This window comes from Shewanella sp. 2_MG-2023 (assembly GCF_030548905.1).
Lineage (GTDB): Bacteria > Pseudomonadota > Gammaproteobacteria > Enterobacterales > Shewanellaceae > Shewanella > Shewanella electrodiphila.
The window spans coordinates 52569-74688 of record NZ_JAUOSO010000013.1 but is presented as its reverse complement, the minus strand read 5'-3'; the positions used below and the strand labels follow the sequence as shown (position 1 = coordinate 74688).

The 22120-nt window shown below is 40.0% G+C and carries 18 protein-coding genes; 11 read left to right on the top strand and 7 right to left on the bottom strand.

All coding sequences use genetic code 11. The features are described from left to right. Positions 1 to 308: 308 nt before the first annotated feature. The 5 genes from zntR to Q4600_RS13900 all read left to right on the top strand — a co-directional run bounded on the left by zntR (position 309) and on the right by Q4600_RS13900 (position 9406). The gene (gene zntR / locus Q4600_RS13920; RefSeq protein ID WP_248957007.1) at positions 309 to 764 is read left to right on the top strand and encodes a Zn(2+)-responsive transcriptional regulator; all 456 of its coding nucleotides are present in this window, start codon (positions 309 to 311) and stop codon (positions 762 to 764) included. An 8-nt stretch (positions 765 to 772) separates the two neighbouring features. Then, positions 773 to 2140 carry an SO_0444 family Cu/Zn efflux transporter gene (locus tag Q4600_RS13915; protein WP_102526413.1) on the top strand — a complete coding sequence of 456 codons (1368 nt, stop codon included), beginning with the start codon at positions 773 to 775 and terminating at the stop codon, positions 2138 to 2140. Between the two features lie 334 nt (positions 2141 to 2474). After that, a complete protein-coding gene (locus Q4600_RS13910) occupies positions 2475 to 4295 on the top strand; it encodes a hypothetical protein (RefSeq protein WP_303517041.1) in 1821 nt (606 codons plus the stop codon). A gap of 565 nt (positions 4296 to 4860) precedes the next feature. Next, on the top strand, positions 4861 to 6831 hold the full coding sequence (locus tag Q4600_RS13905; RefSeq protein WP_303517040.1) for a hypothetical protein: 1971 nt from the start codon (positions 4861 to 4863) through the stop codon (positions 6829 to 6831). A gap of 592 nt (positions 6832 to 7423) precedes the next feature. After that, on the top strand, positions 7424 to 9406 hold the full coding sequence (locus Q4600_RS13900) for a hypothetical protein (RefSeq protein WP_303517039.1): 1983 nt from the start codon (positions 7424 to 7426) through the stop codon (positions 9404 to 9406). 482 nt (positions 9407 to 9888) lie between these two features. Here Q4600_RS13900 and Q4600_RS13895 read toward each other — a convergent pair whose 3' ends face one another. Further along, positions 9889 to 10683: a S1/P1 nuclease gene (locus tag Q4600_RS13895; protein WP_303517038.1), complete on the bottom strand. Its 795-nt coding sequence runs from the start codon at positions 10681 to 10683 to the stop codon at positions 9889 to 9891. Positions 10684 to 11012: 329 nt separating this feature from the next. Between Q4600_RS13895 and Q4600_RS13890 the strand changes: the two genes are divergently transcribed. After that, entirely contained in the window at positions 11013 to 14225 is a 3213-nt protein-coding gene (locus Q4600_RS13890) for a TonB-dependent receptor (protein WP_303517037.1), read from the top strand. Positions 14226 to 14365: 140 nt separating this feature from the next. Continuing rightward, complete coding sequence (locus tag Q4600_RS13885; protein ID WP_303517036.1) at positions 14366 to 14836, top strand: GNAT family N-acetyltransferase; 471 nt, start codon at positions 14366 to 14368, stop codon at positions 14834 to 14836. Between the two features lie 143 nt (positions 14837 to 14979). Here the strand turns inward: Q4600_RS13885 and Q4600_RS13880 are convergent, their stop codons facing one another. Continuing rightward, a complete protein-coding gene (locus Q4600_RS13880; RefSeq protein ID WP_303517035.1) occupies positions 14980 to 15240 on the bottom strand; it encodes a hypothetical protein in 261 nt (86 codons plus the stop codon). A 160-nt stretch (positions 15241 to 15400) separates the two neighbouring features. Between Q4600_RS13880 and Q4600_RS13875 the strand changes: the two genes are divergently transcribed. After that, positions 15401 to 16279 carry a radical SAM protein gene (locus Q4600_RS13875; RefSeq protein ID WP_303517034.1) on the top strand — a complete coding sequence of 293 codons (879 nt, stop codon included), beginning with the start codon at positions 15401 to 15403 and terminating at the stop codon, positions 16277 to 16279. Positions 16280 to 16340: 61 nt separating this feature from the next. Here Q4600_RS13875 and Q4600_RS13870 read toward each other — a convergent pair whose 3' ends face one another. After that, positions 16341 to 17054, bottom strand: coding sequence for a DUF3313 family protein (locus Q4600_RS13870; protein ID WP_303517033.1), 714 nt, complete (start codon positions 17052 to 17054; stop codon positions 16341 to 16343). A 217-nt stretch (positions 17055 to 17271) separates the two neighbouring features. Between Q4600_RS13870 and Q4600_RS13865 the strand changes: the two genes are divergently transcribed. Further along, positions 17272 to 17727 carry a GNAT family N-acetyltransferase gene (locus Q4600_RS13865; RefSeq protein WP_303517032.1) on the top strand — a complete coding sequence of 152 codons (456 nt, stop codon included), beginning with the start codon at positions 17272 to 17274 and terminating at the stop codon, positions 17725 to 17727. A gap of 34 nt (positions 17728 to 17761) precedes the next feature. Here Q4600_RS13865 and Q4600_RS13860 read toward each other — a convergent pair whose 3' ends face one another. From Q4600_RS13860 to Q4600_RS13850, 3 genes are all read right to left on the bottom strand, one after another. Next, positions 17762 to 17965, bottom strand: a complete 204-nt coding sequence (locus Q4600_RS13860; RefSeq protein ID WP_303517031.1) for a helix-turn-helix transcriptional regulator — start codon at positions 17963 to 17965, stop codon at positions 17762 to 17764. Continuing rightward, complete coding sequence (locus Q4600_RS13855; RefSeq protein WP_229372340.1) at positions 17962 to 18378, bottom strand: hypothetical protein; 417 nt, start codon at positions 18376 to 18378, stop codon at positions 17962 to 17964. Before Q4600_RS13855 ends, Q4600_RS13860 begins: the two co-directional genes overlap by 4 nt. Before the next feature lie 279 nt (positions 18379 to 18657). Then, the gene (locus Q4600_RS13850; RefSeq protein WP_303517030.1) at positions 18658 to 19497 is read right to left on the bottom strand and encodes a mechanosensitive ion channel family protein; all 840 of its coding nucleotides are present in this window, start codon (positions 19495 to 19497) and stop codon (positions 18658 to 18660) included. A 283-nt stretch (positions 19498 to 19780) separates the two neighbouring features. Here Q4600_RS13850 and Q4600_RS13845 point away from each other — a divergent pair, with 283 nt between their 5' ends. Further along, entirely contained in the window at positions 19781 to 20245 is a 465-nt protein-coding gene (locus tag Q4600_RS13845) for a hypothetical protein (RefSeq protein ID WP_229372338.1), read from the top strand. 121 nt (positions 20246 to 20366) lie between these two features. Here Q4600_RS13845 and Q4600_RS13840 read toward each other — a convergent pair whose 3' ends face one another. Continuing rightward, entirely contained in the window at positions 20367 to 20576 is a 210-nt protein-coding gene (locus tag Q4600_RS13840; RefSeq protein WP_102526427.1) for a YdcH family protein, read from the bottom strand. A 305-nt stretch (positions 20577 to 20881) separates the two neighbouring features. Between Q4600_RS13840 and udp the strand changes: the two genes are divergently transcribed. Continuing rightward, positions 20882 to 21640: a uridine phosphorylase gene (gene udp, locus Q4600_RS13835; RefSeq protein ID WP_248956977.1), complete on the top strand. Its 759-nt coding sequence runs from the start codon at positions 20882 to 20884 to the stop codon at positions 21638 to 21640. Positions 21641 to 22120: the final 480 nt, after the last annotated feature.

The window sequence follows — 22120 nt, the reverse complement described above, 5'->3', positions numbered from 1 at the left end:
TTATTTTAAGGAAGTTTGGCAAAACAGAATTACTCGAACACAGTTGCGTGAAATCTGTTTTGCCAAAGTTCCTACGCCCTTCATCTTATTGTTTTTAGGTGGGCCGTAATGAAACGCGCGTATTTTAACGTAATCAGTGTTATTTCGGGAAATTTATGCGCGATTTCACAATATTGAAATAAGAACAAAGTAAGGGGGTGAACTTTGTTCTATAAAACCCTTGACCTTGGATTTAACTCCAAGGTTTATAATTGGCTTATTAAGCTGGTAAAGGTTTGAATTTAAGTTTTCACTGGGCAGGTAAATATATGTATCGAATTGGCGAACTCGCGACTTTATTTGATGTTAAAACAGATACGCTGCGATTTTATGAAAAGCATGGTTTATTGACATCTTCAACTCGTTCAGAGGCAGGGTATCGACTATATAGCCAAGATGATGCGCAAAAATTACGTTTTATTATTCGTGCGAAAGCGGTCGGCTTTAGTTTAAATGATATTGCAGAGCTGTTATCGATTGAGTTGGACAAAGCTAATTGGGCCTGCGCCGATGTGAAAGGCTTGGTGGATACCAAGTTAGAACAAGTACAGGCGAAGATCGCAGAGCTTGAATTTTTTGCCAGTTCATTAAATAAATTATCACAGGCGTGTTGCGGCGGACCTGATAGTGCTGAGCACTGCTCTATTTTAGAGGCGCTAGAATCAACCGATAAAGAGTTAAGCCCAAAAGTTGAACATCACCTTCATGCAGAAAAGCAGGGGTAGGACATATTATGTTATTAAGTAATTTTATTGAGTTATTTTTAGAGTCAGCGCCGTGGCTGTTATTAGGCCTAGTGTTGGCTGGCTTGTTAAAAGTGTTTGTGCCGATGGCGTGGATGCAAAAACAGCTGGGTGGTCACGGTTTAAAAACTGTTGTTAAGGCTGCTGTTATTGGCGCACCTTTGCCGCTGTGTTCATGCGGGGTTATTCCGGCGGCAGTGGGACTTCGTCGCTCGGGTGCTTCAAAAGCTGCAACGACATCATTTTTAGTGTCGACGCCTGAAACGGGTGTCGATTCAGTAACGGTGTCTTATGTTTTATTAGGGCCATTTATGGCCATCATTCGCCCTATTGCTGCTATCACCAGTGCTGTTGTGGCTGGGCTATTAGTCGGACGAGATGATAAGCCTGAAATCGTTGAAACTAAGTTAGATAAGGGTGAAAAATTAGCCCGCGAGCTTGGCGATAAAGGTGAAGTGACTTCTTCTTGCTGCAGTAAAAATAAAGCCAGCGCAGCGCCTAAATTTACACCTGATACAGCGCCTATGATGGCTAGTACAACTGAGACTAAAAGCTGTTGCTCAAGTAAGGCGGTACAGCCTGAAAAAACCAGCTGTTGTTCTAGTAAAGTGGATAAAGCTGAGGTTAAGTCAGACAAAGCTAGCTGTTGTGCAAGCAAAGCGGATAAAGCTAACCTTATGGCAGAGGAGACCAGTTGTTGTTCAAGTAAGCCGGATCTCGCTGCTGAATCGTCTGAAAGCTGCTGTGAATCCACTAAAGACATGGCGACAGAGCTTAAAAATGAGTCAATATTATCAAGAGTGAAATCAGGGTTGGTTTATGCCGCCACTGATTTAGTCAGAGATACCACGTTATGGTTGTTGGTGGGGTTATTCTTTGCAGCATTAGTACAGACGTTTGTGCCTGGTGATTTTCTTGCCAAGTGGGGGGATGGCATACTGGCTATGTTAGTGATGGTATTGATTTCTGTGCCTATGTACATCTGCGCTACAGCATCCACGCCGATTGCGGCTGGTTTGTTATTGGCTGGTGTTTCACCTGGTGCGGTATTGGTGTTCATGATGGCAGGTCCTGCTACTAATATCGCGACTTTAGGCGTTGTCACTAAAGAGTTAGGTAAGCGCGCCTTGTTTGGCTATCTAGGCGGCGTACTGGGTGTCGCATTAGCGTTTGGTGTATTGGTTAACTATCTTGTGGCAGAGTTTGGTTTTGTGGTGATGCCGCAAATTGGTCACGAGCATGAACTGCTTCCTTCGTATGTCACCATGGGCTCGGGTATTGTGTTGGCACTATTAATGGCAAAAGTGATTTACGATAAGTTACCTAAAAAGAGTATGCGAAGAGATTGCTGTTCTTAATGCTTGTATAGGTTGAACTTTAATTACTGAAAATATGCCCACCAATAAAGGCCCGAAAGGGTCTTTTTTGTGTTTAAAAGCCATGGGTTAAATCTTTTAGTTAATGATACATTTTGTCACCTAGTTTATTGATTTATAAACCTCAAGTTAGCATTCAGGTCATACTTGTTAATATCAGCTTTACCTAAACAAGACACAGCTCAAGTTTTTAATTTAAACAATATCATATTTGTTAAATTTCAGATCTCATGTGATCAGCGTCACTCATTTCACTAAATGGAATACCTAATATGCGCGCAAGTGCCTATTAGGTATTAAAAATAACGGAGTGATGATGAAACATTTAACGAAATGCAAATTAGCATTTGTTATCGCAGCGGCAGTGGGGATTGCAGGTTGTGGTAGTGATGGTAAAGATGGCAACCCAGGGGAACCAGGTCCAGGACCAACCCCACCAACAACAGAAACATCAGAAATTACAAATGTAGATGTTATCCATCATGCGGTTGAAGATGGACAAGTAACGGTTGAGTTTGGCATTACCAATGAAGATGATATTCGCATTATTGGCTTAGAAGATGCCGAGTTATATCTTGCCGCGTTAACTGAGCATGGTATTAAGCGTAGTAACAGCAGTGATGAAAATCCTGTCGGCGGCGCAGCAAAAGCGAGTGACGAAGGTGCTTCGTTAACTGAGCTTGAAAATGGCAATTATGAGTTTATTGCACCAATGGCAGCAGTAACTGCTGGCACTGAAGGTATTATTCGCTTTCAAGTGGGCGGCGGTGACATCGCAACATCTGACTACATCGTAATTGATAAGCCAGAAGCAGCGATGACAACGTCAACAGAAGCTTGTTATACCTGTCACGTTGATTACTCAACTTCAAGTTTCAGACATCCATCGCGTGTAGCGGTTGATTTAGAAGGTGAAACTGATTTTGTTGCTGGTTGTATGACTTGTCACGGTCACGTTACTCGTGACGACAATGGCTCAAACACCCATATGCAAAAAATTGGTCATATCAATCACCAAGGTTTTGAAACTGGTTTTGAAGTATCTAACTGTACAACTTGTCACGTAGATCCAATCACGACTGTTTATAACCAACAGACTTGTATTGATTGTCATGATGCAGCAGGTGTTGCAAACACTGAAGTTGAAGCAACATTTAATAGCTTTAACCAAACTGGTGATGACTGGCGTCAATTCCACACTGTAATGACTGAACGTAAAGAATTGAAGGAAGAGCATGTTGTTTCAGCATCAGCTCCTTACTTTGTTCAAGGCGAAGAGTCAGGAGAGTGGTGTAGCGATATTTCTCTTCACGATGTTGAAGAAAATCAACTTAACTTAGGTGAACTAGTGGATGCTGGTACTGTTTCTGTATCTAGCTACTTACATGGGTACTACGAAGCGTCAATCACTGGTCGCGCTGCGTCTATGAGCGTTTCTACATCTGGTGAGAGCATGGCTTTATGTGGCACTTTAGATGAAAGCTTCGTGGGTTCTGAGTTATTTGCTTCAGCACGTATTACGTTTGATGGCTTAGTGAGCATGACTGCTCATTCAGATATCGTCAGTGCTGAAGGTGCGTTCATTCATGAGTTTGATCGTCGTCATAGCGTTACTGCTGACAGTTGTACTTCATGTCATAACTCTGAAGGTGATTACCATAAAGGTGGCACTTTTGATGAAGGTGGTATTGGTTGTATAGCATGTCATAACAATGGCCAAGATCGTAATGCTAAAAGCTCAGCACCTGGTTTTGGACCAATGGTTCATAGCATGCACTGGGGTGAAGGTAGCGATGCAGTGACTGGTGAGCCGAACTCAGCAACTAAGCTAAATGCTGAAAACTGTGTTGCTTGTCATGCTGATGGTATCGATTTATACGAAGTGCCAAATGCGTACATTAAGTCTAAAGCATTCAATGGTGGTGAAGCTGGTGTGATGACTTCTCCTGTTATGGCAAACTGTTTTGCTTGTCATAATGATGAGAAAGCACAAAGCCACATGGAACAAAATGGTGGTGAGCTAAACGTACCAGTTACTGCTGATTGGCATACTCAACCTACATCAGAATCTTGTGCCACTTGTCATGCTGAAGGTAAATCTTTTGGTATCGAAAAATTCCATGTTTTTGAGCGTTAAATAGTTATCAATATAAACTGGTAGAGTTAGCTTAAATCAAGACTAACTCTTAGGTTTGATGTTTGAATAAAAAAAGCCACTAGTCATAGTGGCTTTTTTATATTCTGAATTTGGGATGATTGACACAAGATTATATATTGCATTCAAATATAATTTAAAACCATTTGATACATATGGTTACACTATTAATTGATGGTTTTTAGTGTTCCAACCTTAAAATAACCTTAACTCATTATTAATCCTGTCTATACTTCGTATGTTTAACCGTAATGCGAACCTTAAATTTTAATATAAAGGCTTGAAAATAAAGGTTTTTAAAATATTAATCATTTTTAAGGTTTTAAAAGTCATTTAAAAACAACAGCTTAAGTATTTGTTAAATTCGTCTTTGATTATATAAGAATGTGTTGATTAAGATCTGGTTCAAAGTTCTACCATAAAGGCGATAAAATATACGTCTTGTCATGGCGCATGTGATTCTAGTCACTATTTAACAATACAGAAAAGTCTAATATTAAAAACGGGTTATACCTACAAAGTAGTATCAAATACATTCGGAGTGATGATGAAAAACTTAACGAAAAGCAGATTAGCTTTCGTTGTTGCAGCAGCAATGGGGATTGCAGGCTGTGGTAGCGATGGTAAAGACGGCGAAGATGGCGCACCAGGTGAACCAGGTCCAGGACCGACTCCACCTGTTACAGAGATGTCTGAAGTGACTCATATCACTATGATTTCTCATGCTATTGAAGAAGGTCAAATTCGTTACGAATTTGAAGTAACTAACGAAGAAGATGAGTTAGTTGAAGGCCTAGTTAAAGCTGAAGCTAAATTTGCTGAAAAAACTGAACGTGGCGTGGTATTAAATCGCGATGGCGCAATTGGTGGTTACACTGATACCACTAAAGAAGGTACCGTGCTTACTGGATTAGGTGAAGGTCGCTATGAGTTAGTTGCTGCCATGCCAGCAGTAACAGTAGCATCTGAAGGTATCGTTTGGTTACGTGTTGGCGGTGATGACTCAACTCAAATCGCTCGTTCACAACCACTCGTTGTTGACAAACCTGAAATGATCCACACTTCAACTACTGAAACATGCTATAGCTGTCACGTTGATTACGCGACATCTAGCCAAAGACATGCAAGCTATACAGCAATTAACGTAGAAGGTGACGTTGATTTTGTTGCAGGTTGTTTAGTATGTCATAACAACGTGTCTCGTGCTGAAGAAGACGGTGGTTACGCTACTAACACTTTGCAAAAGATTGGTCACATCAATCACCAGAAGTTTGAAAAAGACTTCACACCGACTAACTGTTATACCTGTCACGCTGAACCAGTGATGAATACAAGTATTGCAGGTAATGGTTGTAGTGATTGTCACAGCACTGATATGTCAGATAACATGGCTTTACTATCTGCAAACAGTGACTTCGATGCACGTGAATTCCACACTAAATCTGACAAGATCGGTATTGATGAGCGTCAAACTATTCGTGAAGGCTACTTCACTACGTTATCGGAGCCTTACTATGAAGAAGTTGATTTCACCATTTACGATCGCTACGGTGAAATTGAAAGTGAAGAGACTGAAGGTTTCTGTACTGATTTAGAGTTGTTTACCACTGATGAAACACCAGTTAAGCAAATTATAAAAGATTTGTATGATGACGGAAAATTAGTTTATACCAGTGCGTACTTGCATGGATATTATAATGAGTCTTTGGTTGGTCGCCCTGCAAGCAGTTATGGGAAAGTTGATCGTGAAGACGGTACTCGCAGTCTTTGTTTCGCGGTTATTGACTCAGATGCTGGAGCCAATAACTTAATGGCCAGCTCTCGTCTAACTTTTGCTGATAGCACGTGGTCTGATGATGATGGTAAAAATGGTGTGTCTTTCACTTCATACTCAACCAATGTTACTTGGAGCGGTACTGAACTAGGTACTGAAGAGTTTGACTACGATCGTCGTCATGCAGTAACAACTGAAAGCTGTACAACTTGTCATAACGATGAAACTAACTATCACAAAAACGGCAGTTATGCTGAAGGCGGCCTAGATTGTGTTGCTTGTCATAACAATGGCCAAGATCGTAGCGCTAAAAACTCAGCACCAGGCTTTGGCCCTATGGTTCACAGCATGCACTGGGGTATCGGTAATACCCTTTCAGGTGCTAAGACTGATGAAGAGACTGGTGAGAATGTAGTTAACTCTGCAGCAAGCTTGAATGCTGACAATTGTGTATCTTGTCACGCTGAAGGTATCTCACTAGCAGAAATCCCTAACCAGTACATGCTTTCTAAAGCATTTAATGGCGGAACTTCTGGTGTGATGACTAGTCCAGTAACAGCTAACTGTTATGCTTGTCACGACAGTGCATCAGCGTTAAGCCACATGGAGCAGAATGGTGGTGAGTTAAACGTTGAAGCTGCTGATGGTACTTGGTACACAGAAGGTACATCAGAATCTTGTGCAACATGTCATGATACTGGTAAATCATTCGGTATCGACAAGTTCCATAACTTCGAGCGTTAATGTCGTTAGCTAATGCAAAGCATTAGTGTCGCGAGATGATATAGACGGCAAGATTATTAACTAGTTTTTGCTAAATCTATATAAGTATTGAAAAAAAACCACTATTTACCATAGTGGTTTTTTTATGGCTAAAAAACATTCCAGGCTATAAATTGAGCAAATTTTTTTGAGTATATTTCTATTTTTCAATATCTTAGTGTTTACGGTATGAGTTGATCTACACTTTTAATCCTCTCAGGCTTAAAGTGGTATGAAAAATCTAAAAGCTCTCTTATAACCTCAAGATATACGTCATAATTCAACGATAAGATTTTTAAACTTTTCTTCATCTTTTAGCTGTTAGTATTATTTATTTCTCAATGGTGTTGCTTAAGTCATTGTAAAGTAATGTAAAGATAATGCTGTTAAAGCTTTGTTATTGCATTAGTGGCTAGTGATATTGATCTGGCTCAACTTTTTAACATAAACACCTCGTTTTAAAACATATGATACAGACGGTTGTGACAGTCATCACTCTTCTTTGATCTGCATAAGGTTATATTAAATTAACTTTATACCTATAAAGTAGTAACAAAAATAATTAGGAGTGATGATGAAGCATTTAACCAAACGTAAATTAGCGTTCGTTATTGCAGCCGCTATGGGGATAGCAGGCTGTGGAAGTGACGGAAGTGATGGAGAAGATGGTGCGCCAGGCGAACCAGGTGCACCTGGAGAACCAAGTACCCCAGTGACAGAAGTTTCAACAGTGACTAATGTCGAATATATTTCACATCTTGTAGGAGAAGGTCAAGTTACCCTTGAGTTTGAAATTACAGATGAAGATGGCACGTTAATTAATGGTCTTGAAAATGCCGCTGTATATTTAGCTGCAAAAACTGACCATGGAATTCAGCGTGCACGTGATGGCTCTGTTGGTGGCAGTGCTAGCGCGGGTGGTGATAGTGCCACAGAAGGTGCAACGTTAACCATGTTAGATGATGGTCGCTACGAATTTGTTGCGCCGATGGCAGCTGTTCAAGCGGATACAGAAGGCTTGATTCGTTTACAAGTGGGTGGCGGGGATAACATTGCATCTTCACCTTACATTATTGTCAACAAGCCTGAAAATACTCATACCAGCACAACTGAAACTTGTTACTCGTGCCACGTAGATTATGCAACATCAGATATTAAGCACAGTAAGTATGTTGCCTTAAATACAGAAGGAGAAGTTGATTTTGTTGGCGGCTGTATGGTGTGTCATAACAACGTACCTCGTGATATCGACGCTGAAGGAAACTCTTTAGACACTGGTGGTTATGCTAAAAATAGCATGCAGAAATTGGGTCATATTAACCATCAGAAATTTGAAAAAGATTTCACCCCAACTAATTGTTACACCTGTCACGCAGAACCTGTAGTTAATACTAGTATTGCTGGCAATGGTTGTAGTGACTGTCATGGTAATGGCGAGTCAGGCGTTATTGTACCTGCTGACGGATTCGATGCGCGTGCTTTCCATGCTGAATCATCTTCTATTGGTTTAGTTGAGCGTGAAGAAATTCGTGCTAACCATTACACCACAACAAGTAACCCATACTTTAATCCAACTATGGATGAGTGGATTGACCACAAAGACGTAGCATGGACTTCAGGTTACTGTGTTGATATCGCATTATTTGATAACTCAGGTGAAACACCTGTGCAATTAAATATTGGTGAAATGTATGAAGCCCATGAAGTGACTTATGGCGGTGCTTACATCAACAACTACCATAATGATTCTATTGTGGCTCGTGTGATTTCTCATGGCGCAGAAGGTTACATTGAAAACGAAGATGGTTCTCGTTCAGTGTGTTACGGCGAGCTAACAGATGGCTTTGAAGATGCTAACTTGTCAGCAAGTTCACGTATCACTATCGCAGATACTAACTGGGAAGATAGTGATGGTGAGTTCGGTGTATCTTTCACTGGTTACAGTGAAGTCGTTGACCCAATTAACTTTGAAAAAGTACAAGATTGGGGACGTCGTCACGCAGTAACTGAAGATAGCTGTACGACTTGTCACAACAACGATACTAACTATCATAAAAATGGTGGATACCGTGATGGCGGCTTAGATTGTGTTGCGTGTCATAACAACGGCCAAGATCGTAAAGGCGCTTTATCAGCTCCTGGTTTCGGACCTATGGTTCATAGCATGCACTGGGGTATCGGTAATGCACTTTCAGGTGCTAAGACTGATGAAGAGACTGGTGAGAATGTAGTTAACTCTGCAGCAAGCTTGAATGCTGACAACTGTGTGTCTTGTCATGCTGACGGTGTAAGCCTAGCTGATGTGCCTAATCAATATATGCTTTCAAAAGCGTTTAACGAAGGTACTGCTGGCGTAATGACTAGCCCAATTACAGCAAACTGTTTTGCATGTCATGATTCAGATTCAGCATTGAGCCATATGGAACAAAATGGTGGCGAATTTAACGTTCCAACTACCGATAAATGGTTTACTGAAGGAACTGCTGAGTCATGTGCAACGTGTCATGACACTGGTAAGTCGTTTGGTATTGATGTTTACCATAACTTCGAACGTTAATCACATTAGGTTAATCTAGACGTTAAAAGTGTATTACAGCTCCACCTTGTTGGCGCTGTAATAACAGGAAGCCACTATTGGTAACAATAGTGGCTTTTTTTATTTGATATCTTATAAGGCAACATTATTTACAGGCTCTTATTTTCTGCTGGTTAGGCTCACTTCTCGTTATTCCTGCTCAAGTTTCACCTTGCTCATTTTTACTTTATAACGATCATCTGTCGAGACGGCTTAATAAAGTTGACTGTAATTCGCACTAGTGATCTCATTCGTGATTATTAATGTAATAAAGAACTAATAAGTCTCTATTGCTACGTATTTAAGATAGTTTTATGCGAAATAAATGATGAAAAAATGACGAATATACGGCGTATTGATTAACGAATTGTTTCCTAAAAATTAAACCCACCTATCATTAAACAAGTGGGCTTATGTTCATGATTCATAAAATTTTGATAATCATGCAGATTTTGCGCTTTAATTTACTGACCAAATATGACGTTAAGCTTTTCAGCTAAACGAATGCCAGCTTGTTGCAGTCTTAATTCAACTGTTGGGGTATGGTTGAATATGTACTGGAATCGAAGATCGGGTTGATCATCACGATTCTTTTCTAGCTCGTATGTTCCTGCACGTAATGCTTTAGATTCATCAGCCCAGTCATAATAGCTTTTGCCTTGCCAGTTTTTGATGTCTTTATCTGAGATACGTTCAATAAACCCTGTGTATTCGGTGTAGCTTAATTTTTGATGCTCAATAATTTTACTGTCCCACACAGAGTGCAGATTTGTATCGTCTCCAAACCACTTCAGTTTTACCGAATTACCACCACGGTCATGACTATGACCTACATGCAATGGCTGATGAATGTCGCCGACAAAATGAACATAAAAAGCGAGTGCTTCCCATTTATCTTTTTTTGTTGTTTTTGGATCGATTAAGATTTTTTCATATCGCTCAAGGCTTTCAATAATGTCGCCTTTAGGATTTCTTGTTACTGTCTCCCACGTTTCATCATCTTCAATAGACACATAGTGCCAAGGTGAAGAGTGGTACCAATTTTTATCTGAACGGATTTCATCAGGCCAAGTCGACATTTGTGCCAGTGATTCACCTTTTGTTAATGCATTGATATTACTTTGTGCTGTTGGTGATAGATTATTTTGAGCGAGCTCGCCAATAATTCTATGACCTATTTGACCAAAAGCATGAACGGGTTGGCTGATTGCGCTAGCTAACGTAATTGTTGCGCTTAATAGAAGTACTGCAGGTTTCATTATTATTATTCCTTTAACGATTTAGCCACTTTGACCCTAGTAATGTGACCAAATCGATGGTTTAGAAGGTTTGTATATTATCTTTTATTTATTAATTTTTTGTGACGAAAAAGCCGAGAAACCTTGGTCTGTATGGCTTTGGTTGCATTTGTAAAGTAAATTGAGCGCGAATAGTTTAGGTTTTGTTGAGAAATAGTTCAAGAATGACATGATTTTGAAACAAATTGGTTATAAAATCCGCCCTGAAGTTTTTACTCTACAGCTTCATATTAAAAGCTAGATTAACTAGCAAACAAATTAAAATATAAAAATATTTCAGGGGTCTGAAAATGTTAAACAATAAAATCAGTCGCTTAGCACTAGCGACTTGCTTTGCTATGGGTGTTTCTCTACCAGCCATGGCAGCCGATACTGCATCAAACATCCGAGGCCAGATTGTTGGCCCTCAAGGAAATGCTGTTACAGATGCAACAATTACTATCATCCATGAACCAACAGGGACTGTAACAGAAGTGTCAGTAGGCGCTGAGGGTCAATTCCTTGCTCGTGGTCTTCGTGTTGGTGGTCCATATATCATCAAAGTTGATTCAGGTAAATTTGCTGATGATATAGAGCAAGATTTATATCTAAACGTAGGTGAAACATTACGTTTTAACCGTACTCTGCAATCTGCAGCTGATATGGAACGTATCGGTGTTGTCGGTAATGCTAGTTACTACCGCAGTGCTGGGGCTAACAGCGAGTTTGGTGCAAAAGAAATTGCTAACGCACCAGGAATTAGTCGTGATCTTAAAGATGTATTGCGTCAAAACCCAATGGCTGTAGTGGGTACCGATGGTATTTCCATGAGCGTAGCGGGTATGAACCCTCGCTTTAACACCTTCGTTGTCGATGGTATTTCTCAAAATGATGATTTCGGCCTTAACTCAAATGGTTATCCAACTCAGCGTTCACCTATCTCAATTGATGCAGTAGAAAGTGTTGCGTTAAATGTTTCTCCTTATACTGCACGATTAGGTGGCTTTACTGGCGCGCAGATTAATGCGGTAACTAAGTCTGGTACTAACGAAGTTTCTGGTACCGTTTTTTACGAAATGACCAATGACAGCATGGCTGGTGAAGGTCTTACTCGCGCAGATGAAGATGGTGTTCGTGAAAAGGTAGAACAAAAATTCGAAGAAAAAACCTTTGGAGGCACCATTGGCTTCCCAATCATCAAAGATAAACTGTTTTTCTTTGGTTCTTATGAAAGCTTTGATGCGCCAAAATCTGCTGAATGGGGACCTGAAGGAGCTGGTTTTGGCAACAACTCTGACATTACAGAAGCCGAATTGCAGCGTGTGAGAGATGCTGCAGCAAGCATTTACGGTCTAGAAAATATTGGTGCTTACGATAAAACCCCTCAAGAAGAAGATAAGAAAATTCTGGCTAAAATTGACTGGAATATTAACGACGATCACCGTGCCAGTTTTACTTATCAAAATACCAAAGGTAACTTAACTAACAACTTAGCAAGCAACTCAAGCAGCATTAAGTTATCAAGCACTTGGTATAACAAAGAAGAAATCTTAGAGACGTACGCTGCTAATTTATACAGCGACTGGACTGAAGATTTCAGTACTGAAATTAAAGTGGCATACAAAGATACCACTTCAAACTCAAACACCATTGATGACCTAGGTATTGGCCAAGTTGAAGTACAAACTTACTGGTTCCCAAATGCTGATGAACCATGGAAAAGCTTTGGTTCAGGCGACAAAGTTACCTTTGGTACTGATAAATCACGCCAAGCTAATGAGCTAAATAACCAAAATTTAGAAATGCGTTTTGTTGGTGATTACTACTTAGGTGATCATGAAATAGGCTTTGGTGTGCAATACAATAAAATTGAAGTATTCAATTTGTTCGCACAAAACGTATCGGGTAATTGGAGTTTCAAATCAATTGAAGACTTTGAGCAGGCCATTGTTGATGACTTCTTTTATTCAAATGCAAAGTCAGGCAATCCAACAGACGTAGCTGCAGAATTTAATATGAGTACTTTAGCGTTGTTTGCTGAGGATACTTGGAATATTAATGACGACTTAGAAATGACCTTTGGCTTACGCTACGAAACCATCAGCATGTCAGACTCACCTGCATTGAATGATAACTTTGTTGAACGCTATGGTTTTGCCAACAATGCTACTTTTGATGGCAAGGATATCTGGCTACCACGTATCGGTTTAACTTATATCCTATCAGATGACGTGAAGTTGCGCGGTGGGGTGGGTCGTTATAGCGGTGGTTCACCAACGGTATGGATGTCTAACAGTTTCTCAAATGATGGTAATAGCTTACTAACATATGATGGTGGCTGGGATAACGCATGGGGCACGCCGGACTTTGGTGATGTACCAAGTGACGCACAAGATGGTTTAGTGGGCGGCGATGGTAACACTAACTCATTAGATCCTGATTTCGATTTACCTTCTGATTGGCGTGCAAGCATTGGCTTTGATAGCACCTGGGACTTCGGTGCTCTAGGTCAAGACTGGTTCTTCGGTGGTGAATTCTTATATATCCAAAAAGAAAATGATGTAGCTTGGGTTGACCTTGCTCGTCGTGAAGTGAAAACAGATGATAGTGGTCGTGTCATTTATGAAACATGGGACCCATTAGCTAACAATGGTGTTGGTGGAAACACTGACCGTTATGACTTGATGCTGACCAATGCCGAAGAAGATGGCACCAGTAAAACGTTATCTTTTACCTTAGCTAAGAGTTGGGATATGGGCCTGAATATGCGTGCTAGTTATGCATATAACTCAGTAGATGAAGGTAACCAAGGCTCATCTTCAACAGCCACTTCTAACTACCAATACACACCTGTTCAATCTGATCGCAATGGTACCTCTATGGGTCCTGGTTACTATGAAACGCCACACCGTTTCACTGTTAGCCTAGGTTATGAAACTGAGTTTGTTGCTGGTTATGCATCTAGCTTCAATATGTTCTACGAAGCCCGTGAAGGTAACCCGTTAACTTGGGTGCTTGGCTCTTATAAAGACGGTGGTTTCGGGGATCAAAGTGCGTTTTATGGTTCTTCATACTATCTACCTTATATACCAACGGACGCGGATGATCCGTTAGTAGAATATAACGGTTTAACGTACGAAGAGTTCAAGAAGGCGATTGATGAAATCGGTCTGAGTAAGTACGCAGGTGGTATTGCAGGTAAGGGTACTAGTAACCAACCATGGGTACATCAATTAGATTTCCGTTTCACTCAGGAACTACCAGGATTTATGGATGGGCATAAAGGTATTTTATACTTTGACGTGAAAAACGTACTTAACCTGATGAATGATGATTGGGGCCGTGTAGAAACACAAAGCTATGGTAGTAAGAAGTTGGTAGACCATAATTATAACCCAGAAACGGGTGTTTACTCTTACTCAGTGCCTTACGGGCAAGATGGGTTAGAGACTGACAATTACAATAGCTATGACGTAAACAAGTCTACTTGGCAGTTAAAAGTTGGCGTTAAATACAAGTTCTAAATTGAGCTAATTTAACCGATAAAATACCGAGCTTTGGCTCGGTATTTTTTTGGCTGAAATAAATGCACAAATAAGCATGTTAATCAGGTATTTTTTTCATGCTAGACTGCCAAAATACACTCCAATGATAATGGACCAATATGTCTGCTTTAGATTCAATGCAATGGAAACTTGTGCACTTTAACCAGCTTAGTCTTGATGAGCTTTACGAGGTATTAAAGCTGCGGGTAGATGTGTTTGTTGTCGAGCAAAATTGTCCTTATCCAGAGCTTGATAATAAAGATCGTTTAGCTGAAACCTTACATTTACTAGGCATCAATCAGCAAGGTGAATTAATCGCTTACACTCGAATTTTAGCGGCAGGAGTCAGTTATCCCCAAGCCAGTATTGGTCGAGTGATTATTGCAGAACAAGGTCGTGGCAAAGGGATTGCTCATGCATTAATGCAGCGATCAATCGATGTGGTCAAAACTCAGTGGCCACAAACCAGTATCCAAATAGGCGCGCAACAGCATCTCAGTGACTTTTATCAGCAGCAGGGGTTTACTGTTAACTCTGAAATGTATTTAGAAGATGGGATCCCGCACATTGATATGCTGCTTAACTTGTAGCAATTTGATTAGAAAGTAAGCCATAAAAAAAGAGTGCCAAGGCACTCTTTTTATCGGGCAATAAAGTACTTAACTAACCATGAGGATGATTGTGATTAATGCTGTCATTGAGACTAAGACAGTCTTTGTGACTATGATTGAGACTATGATTGAGACTCATCACGTAACTTGATCTCTGGGCGTAGGTTAAGTTCGCCTTCAAAATCAATTGTCGCCAACTCTTTTTGTTGAGCAATGACTGCCAGAGGGCCTTCTGGCATCATTCTCACAAAAAGCAATCGGTAACCAAATCGGTTGAGATCATACAGCGCCATTTTTTGATCTGCTGTCATGAGTTCCCAATGGTGCTCTTGATCGAGGGCTTCGCCTCTACGTTCACTGAGTGCATATGCGACTTGATTCATAATCAATTAGCCTGAATAATTATTTAGTTAACAAAACGACTATAAACAACCAATACGAGCAATTCAAACGTTTTGGATCAAAAAATAGAATAAAAAACAATCGCTATGCTCGTAATTCGTACAGGGCGTATTTAAAACAGAGCACTAAAAAGGGAAAAGTGTGATTAATTATATTGAACCCGTGTTTCGACCTCCATCAGAATGGAAGTCGCTTATCCTTCAAGTAACCAATGGTTGTAGCTGGAATCACTGCAGTTTTTGCGACATGTACACCCAAGAGCAAAAAAAGTTTAGAGCAACTAAAATTGAGCAGATTGAGCAGGATATATTAGCTGCTGCCGCATCTGGTCATCCCATTTCTAGGGTGTTCTTGGCAGATGGTGATGCGATGACGTTGCCTTTTAAGCGATTAAAAGAAATATGCCAATTAATTAATACTCACTTACCTTCCGTGACGCGTATCAGTAGTTATTGCTTACCACGAAATTTGACCAATAAAACGGTCGAACAGTTGTCTGAACTACGTGGTATGGGGCTTTCATTGCTTTATGTCGGTTGTGAAAGCGGCGATGACGAAGTACTCACTAGGATTAAAAAAGGTGAGGATTACGCAAGTTCCTTAATGGCGCTTGAAAAAATCAAGCAAGCGGGCATGAAGTCGTCGGTAATGATTTTAATGGGACTTGGCGGTAAACAATTATCACAACAACATGCTAAAGCTTCAGCGAAATTAATGAATGCTGCCCAGCCTGATTATCTTTCGACTTTAGTGGTCACCTTACCCTTAGGCACTGAGAAAATGGATAGCGTGTTTGATGGTAAATTTGAATTACCTGATCAACTTGGGCTGTTGAATGAGATGCAGACATTATTATCAGAGCTTGATCTCACCAAGACCATTTTTAGATCCGATCACGCTTCTAATTATTTAGTGCTAAAAGGTGTACTTGGCAAGGATAAACAACAATTATTGAATCAAGTTTCTGATGCCATTACAGGGACAATTCCACTTCGCCAAGAATGGCAACGAGGCTTATAAGCAACAAGCGCCTTAAGCTATTTACCTAAGGCGCTTGATTCAAACTAATGAATGTATAATGTTAGTTTTCAGTTTGAGCATTGGCTTCAATTAAGGCATTTTTGAAGTCGTTTGCCCAGCGACGATAAACCGTTTTGACATCTCCCCAATTAAATACTTGAGTGTTTTGACGCCATTGATCAAATCCCATCGCACGATCGGCAGCTTTCGCTAACACTTCGCCACTTTCAGCATCTTTAAGCACGGCTAATAACACCATCGAGCCTGAGCTTTGGGTGTATGTTTTACCTGATGAGTTAAAGCTTCTGCGAGACTTTTCAATCGGAGCAGTTAAGCGAATATCGGTGACTGCAGTTTCAATGATTAATGTATTTGGCCCAGCTTGAGTGACTAACTCAAAAGGCTGCTCGCTATTAAACACATCGGCAACGGTCTTTGAAAATTGTAGCGCCATTTTATCTAATGACTCTTGAGGTAGGTCGTAGGTTGCGTTTAAACCGTCACTTTGCCTATCAATTTTCGGCGCGCGATAATCATCAGGGTGATCGTTGGTGACCTTTGTCGGTTTAAAATACAGTTTACTGTATTGCTGCCAATTAACATTGGGTCTTGCATATGAAAGTGCGAGCTTTGAATTATCGACTTTAACTAAACCATCTTTAGTGGTTTCAGCATCAGGGCCTTGTTGCAGTGTCGCGGGTCCAGAGGCGCAGCCAATAAGGCTGAACAATATACTGGTCACTAGAATAGCTGGGTAAAACTGACGATTGCGCATATGATTAATCCCTTAAATAATACTGTTAGTAAATATGGCAGCTTAATCAAAAGAGTCAATCACAGCGTCAATCAATGCATTAGTCTCTGTTAAGCTAAGATATTATGGTTAACTATTTTATCGTTGAGATACAAGGTTATAGCGTCATTAAAGTGGTAGTTGTAATAGCCAAGTAAGCTTGGTAAAAAGAGAATGAGTAGCAAAAGGAATGATAAATATGGATATTAGACTCGACGACCTCACAGGCGATGATGTGGCAAAGTTATTGAGTGAGCATTTACAAGATATGTATGCGACTTCACCTGCCGACAGTGTGCATGCATTAGATTTATCCAAGCTGCGCCAACCTCATATCGACTTTTGGACTATTTGGGAAAACAACCAACTAGCAGGTTGTGGTGCAATTAATCGATATTCAGTAGACGATGTTGAAATAAAATCTATGCGGGTATCGAATGCATTTCGCCGCCGTGGTGTTGCAGCTACTTTATTGACCTTTATGCTCAATGAGGCTAAAGCTAGCGGGGCTAAAACAGTTAACTTAGAAACGGGTTCCATGGATTTCTTTATCCCTGCAAGAACGTTATATGCTCGCCATGGTTTTAGTGAATGCGGCCCCTTTGCAGATTATAAAGCAGACGCTAATAGTGTGTTTATGACCCTGAGTTTATAAGCGAAATAAACGCACTATTAGCTGCTTTTATTATTCAAGATACGACCTCTTCATCTTGGAAGATATCTTCAATTGTGAGCTTAAATAATCTTGCTGCTTTAAAGGCTAAAGGCAGACTCGGATCGAATTTACCTTTTTCAATCGCATTAACAGTCTGTCTGGATACATTCAATAAGTCAGCCAGTTGCGCCTGAGTTAAATTGTGCTCTGCCCGTAGCACTTTTAATCTGTTATTCATCGATATTTCCTATTACCCAATATAATGCCGACCATGTAGGTCAAACTCATGACGATGACAAGATGAGAAATTTCGGCATGAGCGTTGATTATCCCTGTTGTAGCTAGGGTTGAGTAACTAATACCCACAATTAATCCGACTCCAAGGCTCAAGCCCATGGCATTTAACTGAATTTTTTGTTGTAGCTCATCGAGAGAAGCGAGGTGTTGTTTATTGGCCCAGATCATACCGATACCCACCAAGAAGTTTCCTCCAATTGTAGCCACCGTGATGATGTCATTTTCAGGCCACAAAAAGATAGGCCCAAAAGTCGTTATTGCGAGCGTTATCACCCATGCTGCAGTCCATTTAGCTAATCGTATTGTGTTGATGCTGTTGCACTTTTTCCAATCATTATCCATTGAATCATTCATAGAACACCCTGTTATCCATTTTGATTTAAAATTAAACTTAACTTGTCTTTATGTAAAGTAAGCTTGACTTAAATATGTGCTTTTAAAATTAAAATGTCAAGTTTTAGCGACATTTTATCAAGTTGGCATGACATAGCTATAGGCGCTAGAGGGAACTATTTGGCATTTTTGAAAGGGTGGGGAGTTATTAAGCTGCTAATCTATAAGCTATAAATCACTGAGCGAGTTATAACCATAACTCGCTCAGTGAGCGTAAGGGAGTGATCGACTAACGGTAGATTAATGTTGTAGGTGTATCTCTCTCACCGGACAAGGAATGGTAATGCTAGCGGTTCTTAATGCGCTAAAAATGGCTAAATTACTTTGATATTTATCTTCATAATAACTTTTAGTTGGTACCCAATAGCGCACACCAATTTCCATTCCTATGCTATTAAAGTCATTAATACCAACCTGTGGCGGACGAGACTGATTCACTTTCTCTTGAGACAATAATGCGTCAGTAATTAACGTAGTCACAATTTGAGGATCGGTTTCATAATCAATGTTGAACTTGGTTTCGACCAATTTGTATTCTTGAGAGTTATGTAAGATTTCACCAACAATGTGCTTATTAGGAATATGAATTAACTCGCCTTCTTCGTTAGTCAGAATCGTGAGTCCTAGTTGAATTTTTTGTACGACGCCTGACACGCCTTGGATCTCGATAGTGTTACCAATAACAAAAGGTCTAGTGACAATAATCGTCACGCCTGCAGCGTAATTGGCAAGCATGCCTTGTAACGCTAAACCAGCGCCCAATGAGGCTGCACCAATAGCGGCGACCATTGGCGTCACACTGATCCCGAGTTTGCCTAAACAAATAATCGATACCATGACGATGATGGTAATTCTGACAAGGTTTGAAACAAAGTTACCTAAAGTGACATCAATATTATGTTTTTCAAATTGATTGGTCACCACATCAGACATCTTGTTAGCTATCCAGATACCAATGAGCAAAATGATAATAGCGCCAATGATTTGGAAGCTATATTGGACAATAAACTCTGTCAGCAACTCATAAACATTTTGCAGTTGAGCTAATTCTTGATCTAAGCCTGCTGGGGTCTCATTCATAATGATGGTCTTTTTATTAGATGAATAAACAGATAATCACTGATTATAGTGTTGTAATTAAGTGTTGTCTTGGGTTGTTTTTTAACGTTTTTACATAATTAGACTCACAAAATATTCATTAATCCTATTTCATTAATTTTAATGTCGTTAATACGTGAGATACCTCAAGTTTTTCAGGCTAGTTAATAGGTAGGGAATCTCATTAAGGTATAGTGCATTGCACCCTCTATTTGAAGACTTTTTCTATGATTAAGGCTTTAAACCCTACTTCAGGAATAACAAGATGAAAGCAATTTTATTTGTAGTAAGTTTATTTTTTATGACGACGGCACAAGCGAATGTGTTTGCTGTGAACGATAAAATTGAACCTGTGACGTTAGAAGATCAATTTGAACAACCGCTAGTTATTAACGAGCAAACCCAAGTTGTACTATTTAGCCGTGGTATGAAAGGTGGCGAATTCATCCAAGAAGCCTTAGAAGCAATTCCAGCAGAGAAAAAGCCTGAAAACTTGGCTTATATTGCTGATATCAGCGGCATGCCTTCACTAATTGCTCGTTTTGTTGCAATCCCAAAAATGAAAGATTTACCTTTTTCAATGGGGCTTGATCGTGAAGGTGAAGTGACAGCTTCTTGGCCTGCGGAAAAAGATATGGCAACAGTTATTGTATTAGATAAATTTACCGTAGTCAGCATTGAGAACTTTGACTCAAGTGACGCTATTGTTGAAGCTATCAGTAAGCAGTAATTCAATTCAAAAAGGCGACTTAATCTAGCCTAAAACTAAAGGACGCCTATGCGTCCTTTTTTGTTGCTTGCGTTACAAGGTTAACTCGTAAATGCTTACAGTAAATAAGCGAAATTACCGCTTACTGTTTTTTAAGCATGGTATAAATTTCTTCTTTTAAATGTAGCTTCTTCGACTTAAGGATTTTAAGTTCAGGTGTGGTGTCACTATTATAGTGCTTTTCATGATGCTTAATTTTTTCATCTAACTGATTGTGCTCATCAAAAATCCTAGAAAAATGTGCATTTGATGTTTTTAATTTACTGATTAAATCACGGTACTCTGGAAACATAGAACAACTCCTTTTCGTTACTGTTAACTTAAAATTACTCCCTCTTTTGCCTAGGTAACGTGACTAAGATCAACTATTGCTTGATTGGGTTAAATTGCCCTAAATGAACTAAAATTAGCTATTATTTTTTAGGTGGTTTATGGTGCGCTAAATTAGCTAACGATGTTTGCGCTTGTAAATTTGCCACGGCAATCGTTTTATAAATATCAAGATTTATGTGATCGAGTTAACCTTAACTGAGTGGATAGTGGGTTAAAGTCGACACAATTAGGATTTTATATTCAATAATGAAAGGGGTTTTCAACATGGCCGACGTATTTCACTTAGGTTTAACCAAGCAAATGCTTGATGGCGCAACTTTGGCAATTGTGCCTGGCGATCCAGAAAGAGTTAAGCGAATTGCTGAATTAATGGACAACGCGACTTTCTTAGCAAGTCACCGTGAATATACAACGTATCTTGCTTACATTGATGGCAAAGCTGTTGTGGTTTGCTCAACGGGTATTGGTGGTCCATCGACTTCAATTGCAGTAGAAGAGTTAGCACAATTAGGTGTGACGACTTTCTTGCGAGTGGGCACAACGGGTGCGATTCAACCTGAAGTCAATGTGGGTGATGTGATTGTGACTCAAGCATCAGTGCGTTTAGACGGTGCAAGCTTGCACTTTGCGCCGCTTGAATTCCCAGCAGCAGCTGATTTTAATTGTACGACTGCTATGGTTGCAGCATGTCGCGATTATGGTTTAGAGCCTCATATTGGTATTACCGCTTCTTCAGATACTTTCTACCCAGGTCAAGAACGTTATGATACCGTTTCTGGTCGCGTGACAAGTCGCTTTGTAGGTTCTATGAAAGAGTGGCAGTCAATGGGCGTGCTTAACTATGAAATGGAATCAGCAACCTTATTCACTATGTGTGCTTCTCAAGGCTGGCGCGCAGCGTGTGTAGCGGGTGTTATCGTAAACCGTACTCAGCAAGAGATCCCTGATGAAGCGATGATGAAGAAAACCGAAGTCAGCGCAATTACCATCGTGGTTGATGCTGCTCGTAAGTTATTGGCTTAATATTGTTAAGTCTAATTAGGGCCTGTTGATCTTTCAAGGTTGTTTTTGCAGCGAATTGTTGGCCATTTATACAAGGCAGAGACTTTGTGGTGTAGTTATTCTACATAAAAAGTCGATAACGCAGTAAAAATCGCCAACAAACGCTGCCCAAAGGGTTCGACTAAAAGCGTTTTACTCTTTGTTGGATGAATCTTGCTTAGATGACTAGGCATCAATCCATCCGCCTCAATTAAAACGCTTTTATTTCGAACAAAACTTAACCGGCAAAGTTCAACAGGCCCTAGTTAACTTATTGTAATTAAAGGTGCTTCGGCACCTTTTTTGTTGCCTTTTTTATACGAATGATGAAGTGATTTTAATGTAAACCTAACCCTTCAACGAGGGAATGTGATTGCAATTTCATCGTTTTACTGTATTGTTGACATAATATGTCGCATTTAGCAGGCATTATCGATAACGATTATCTGTCGTCATTGTTAC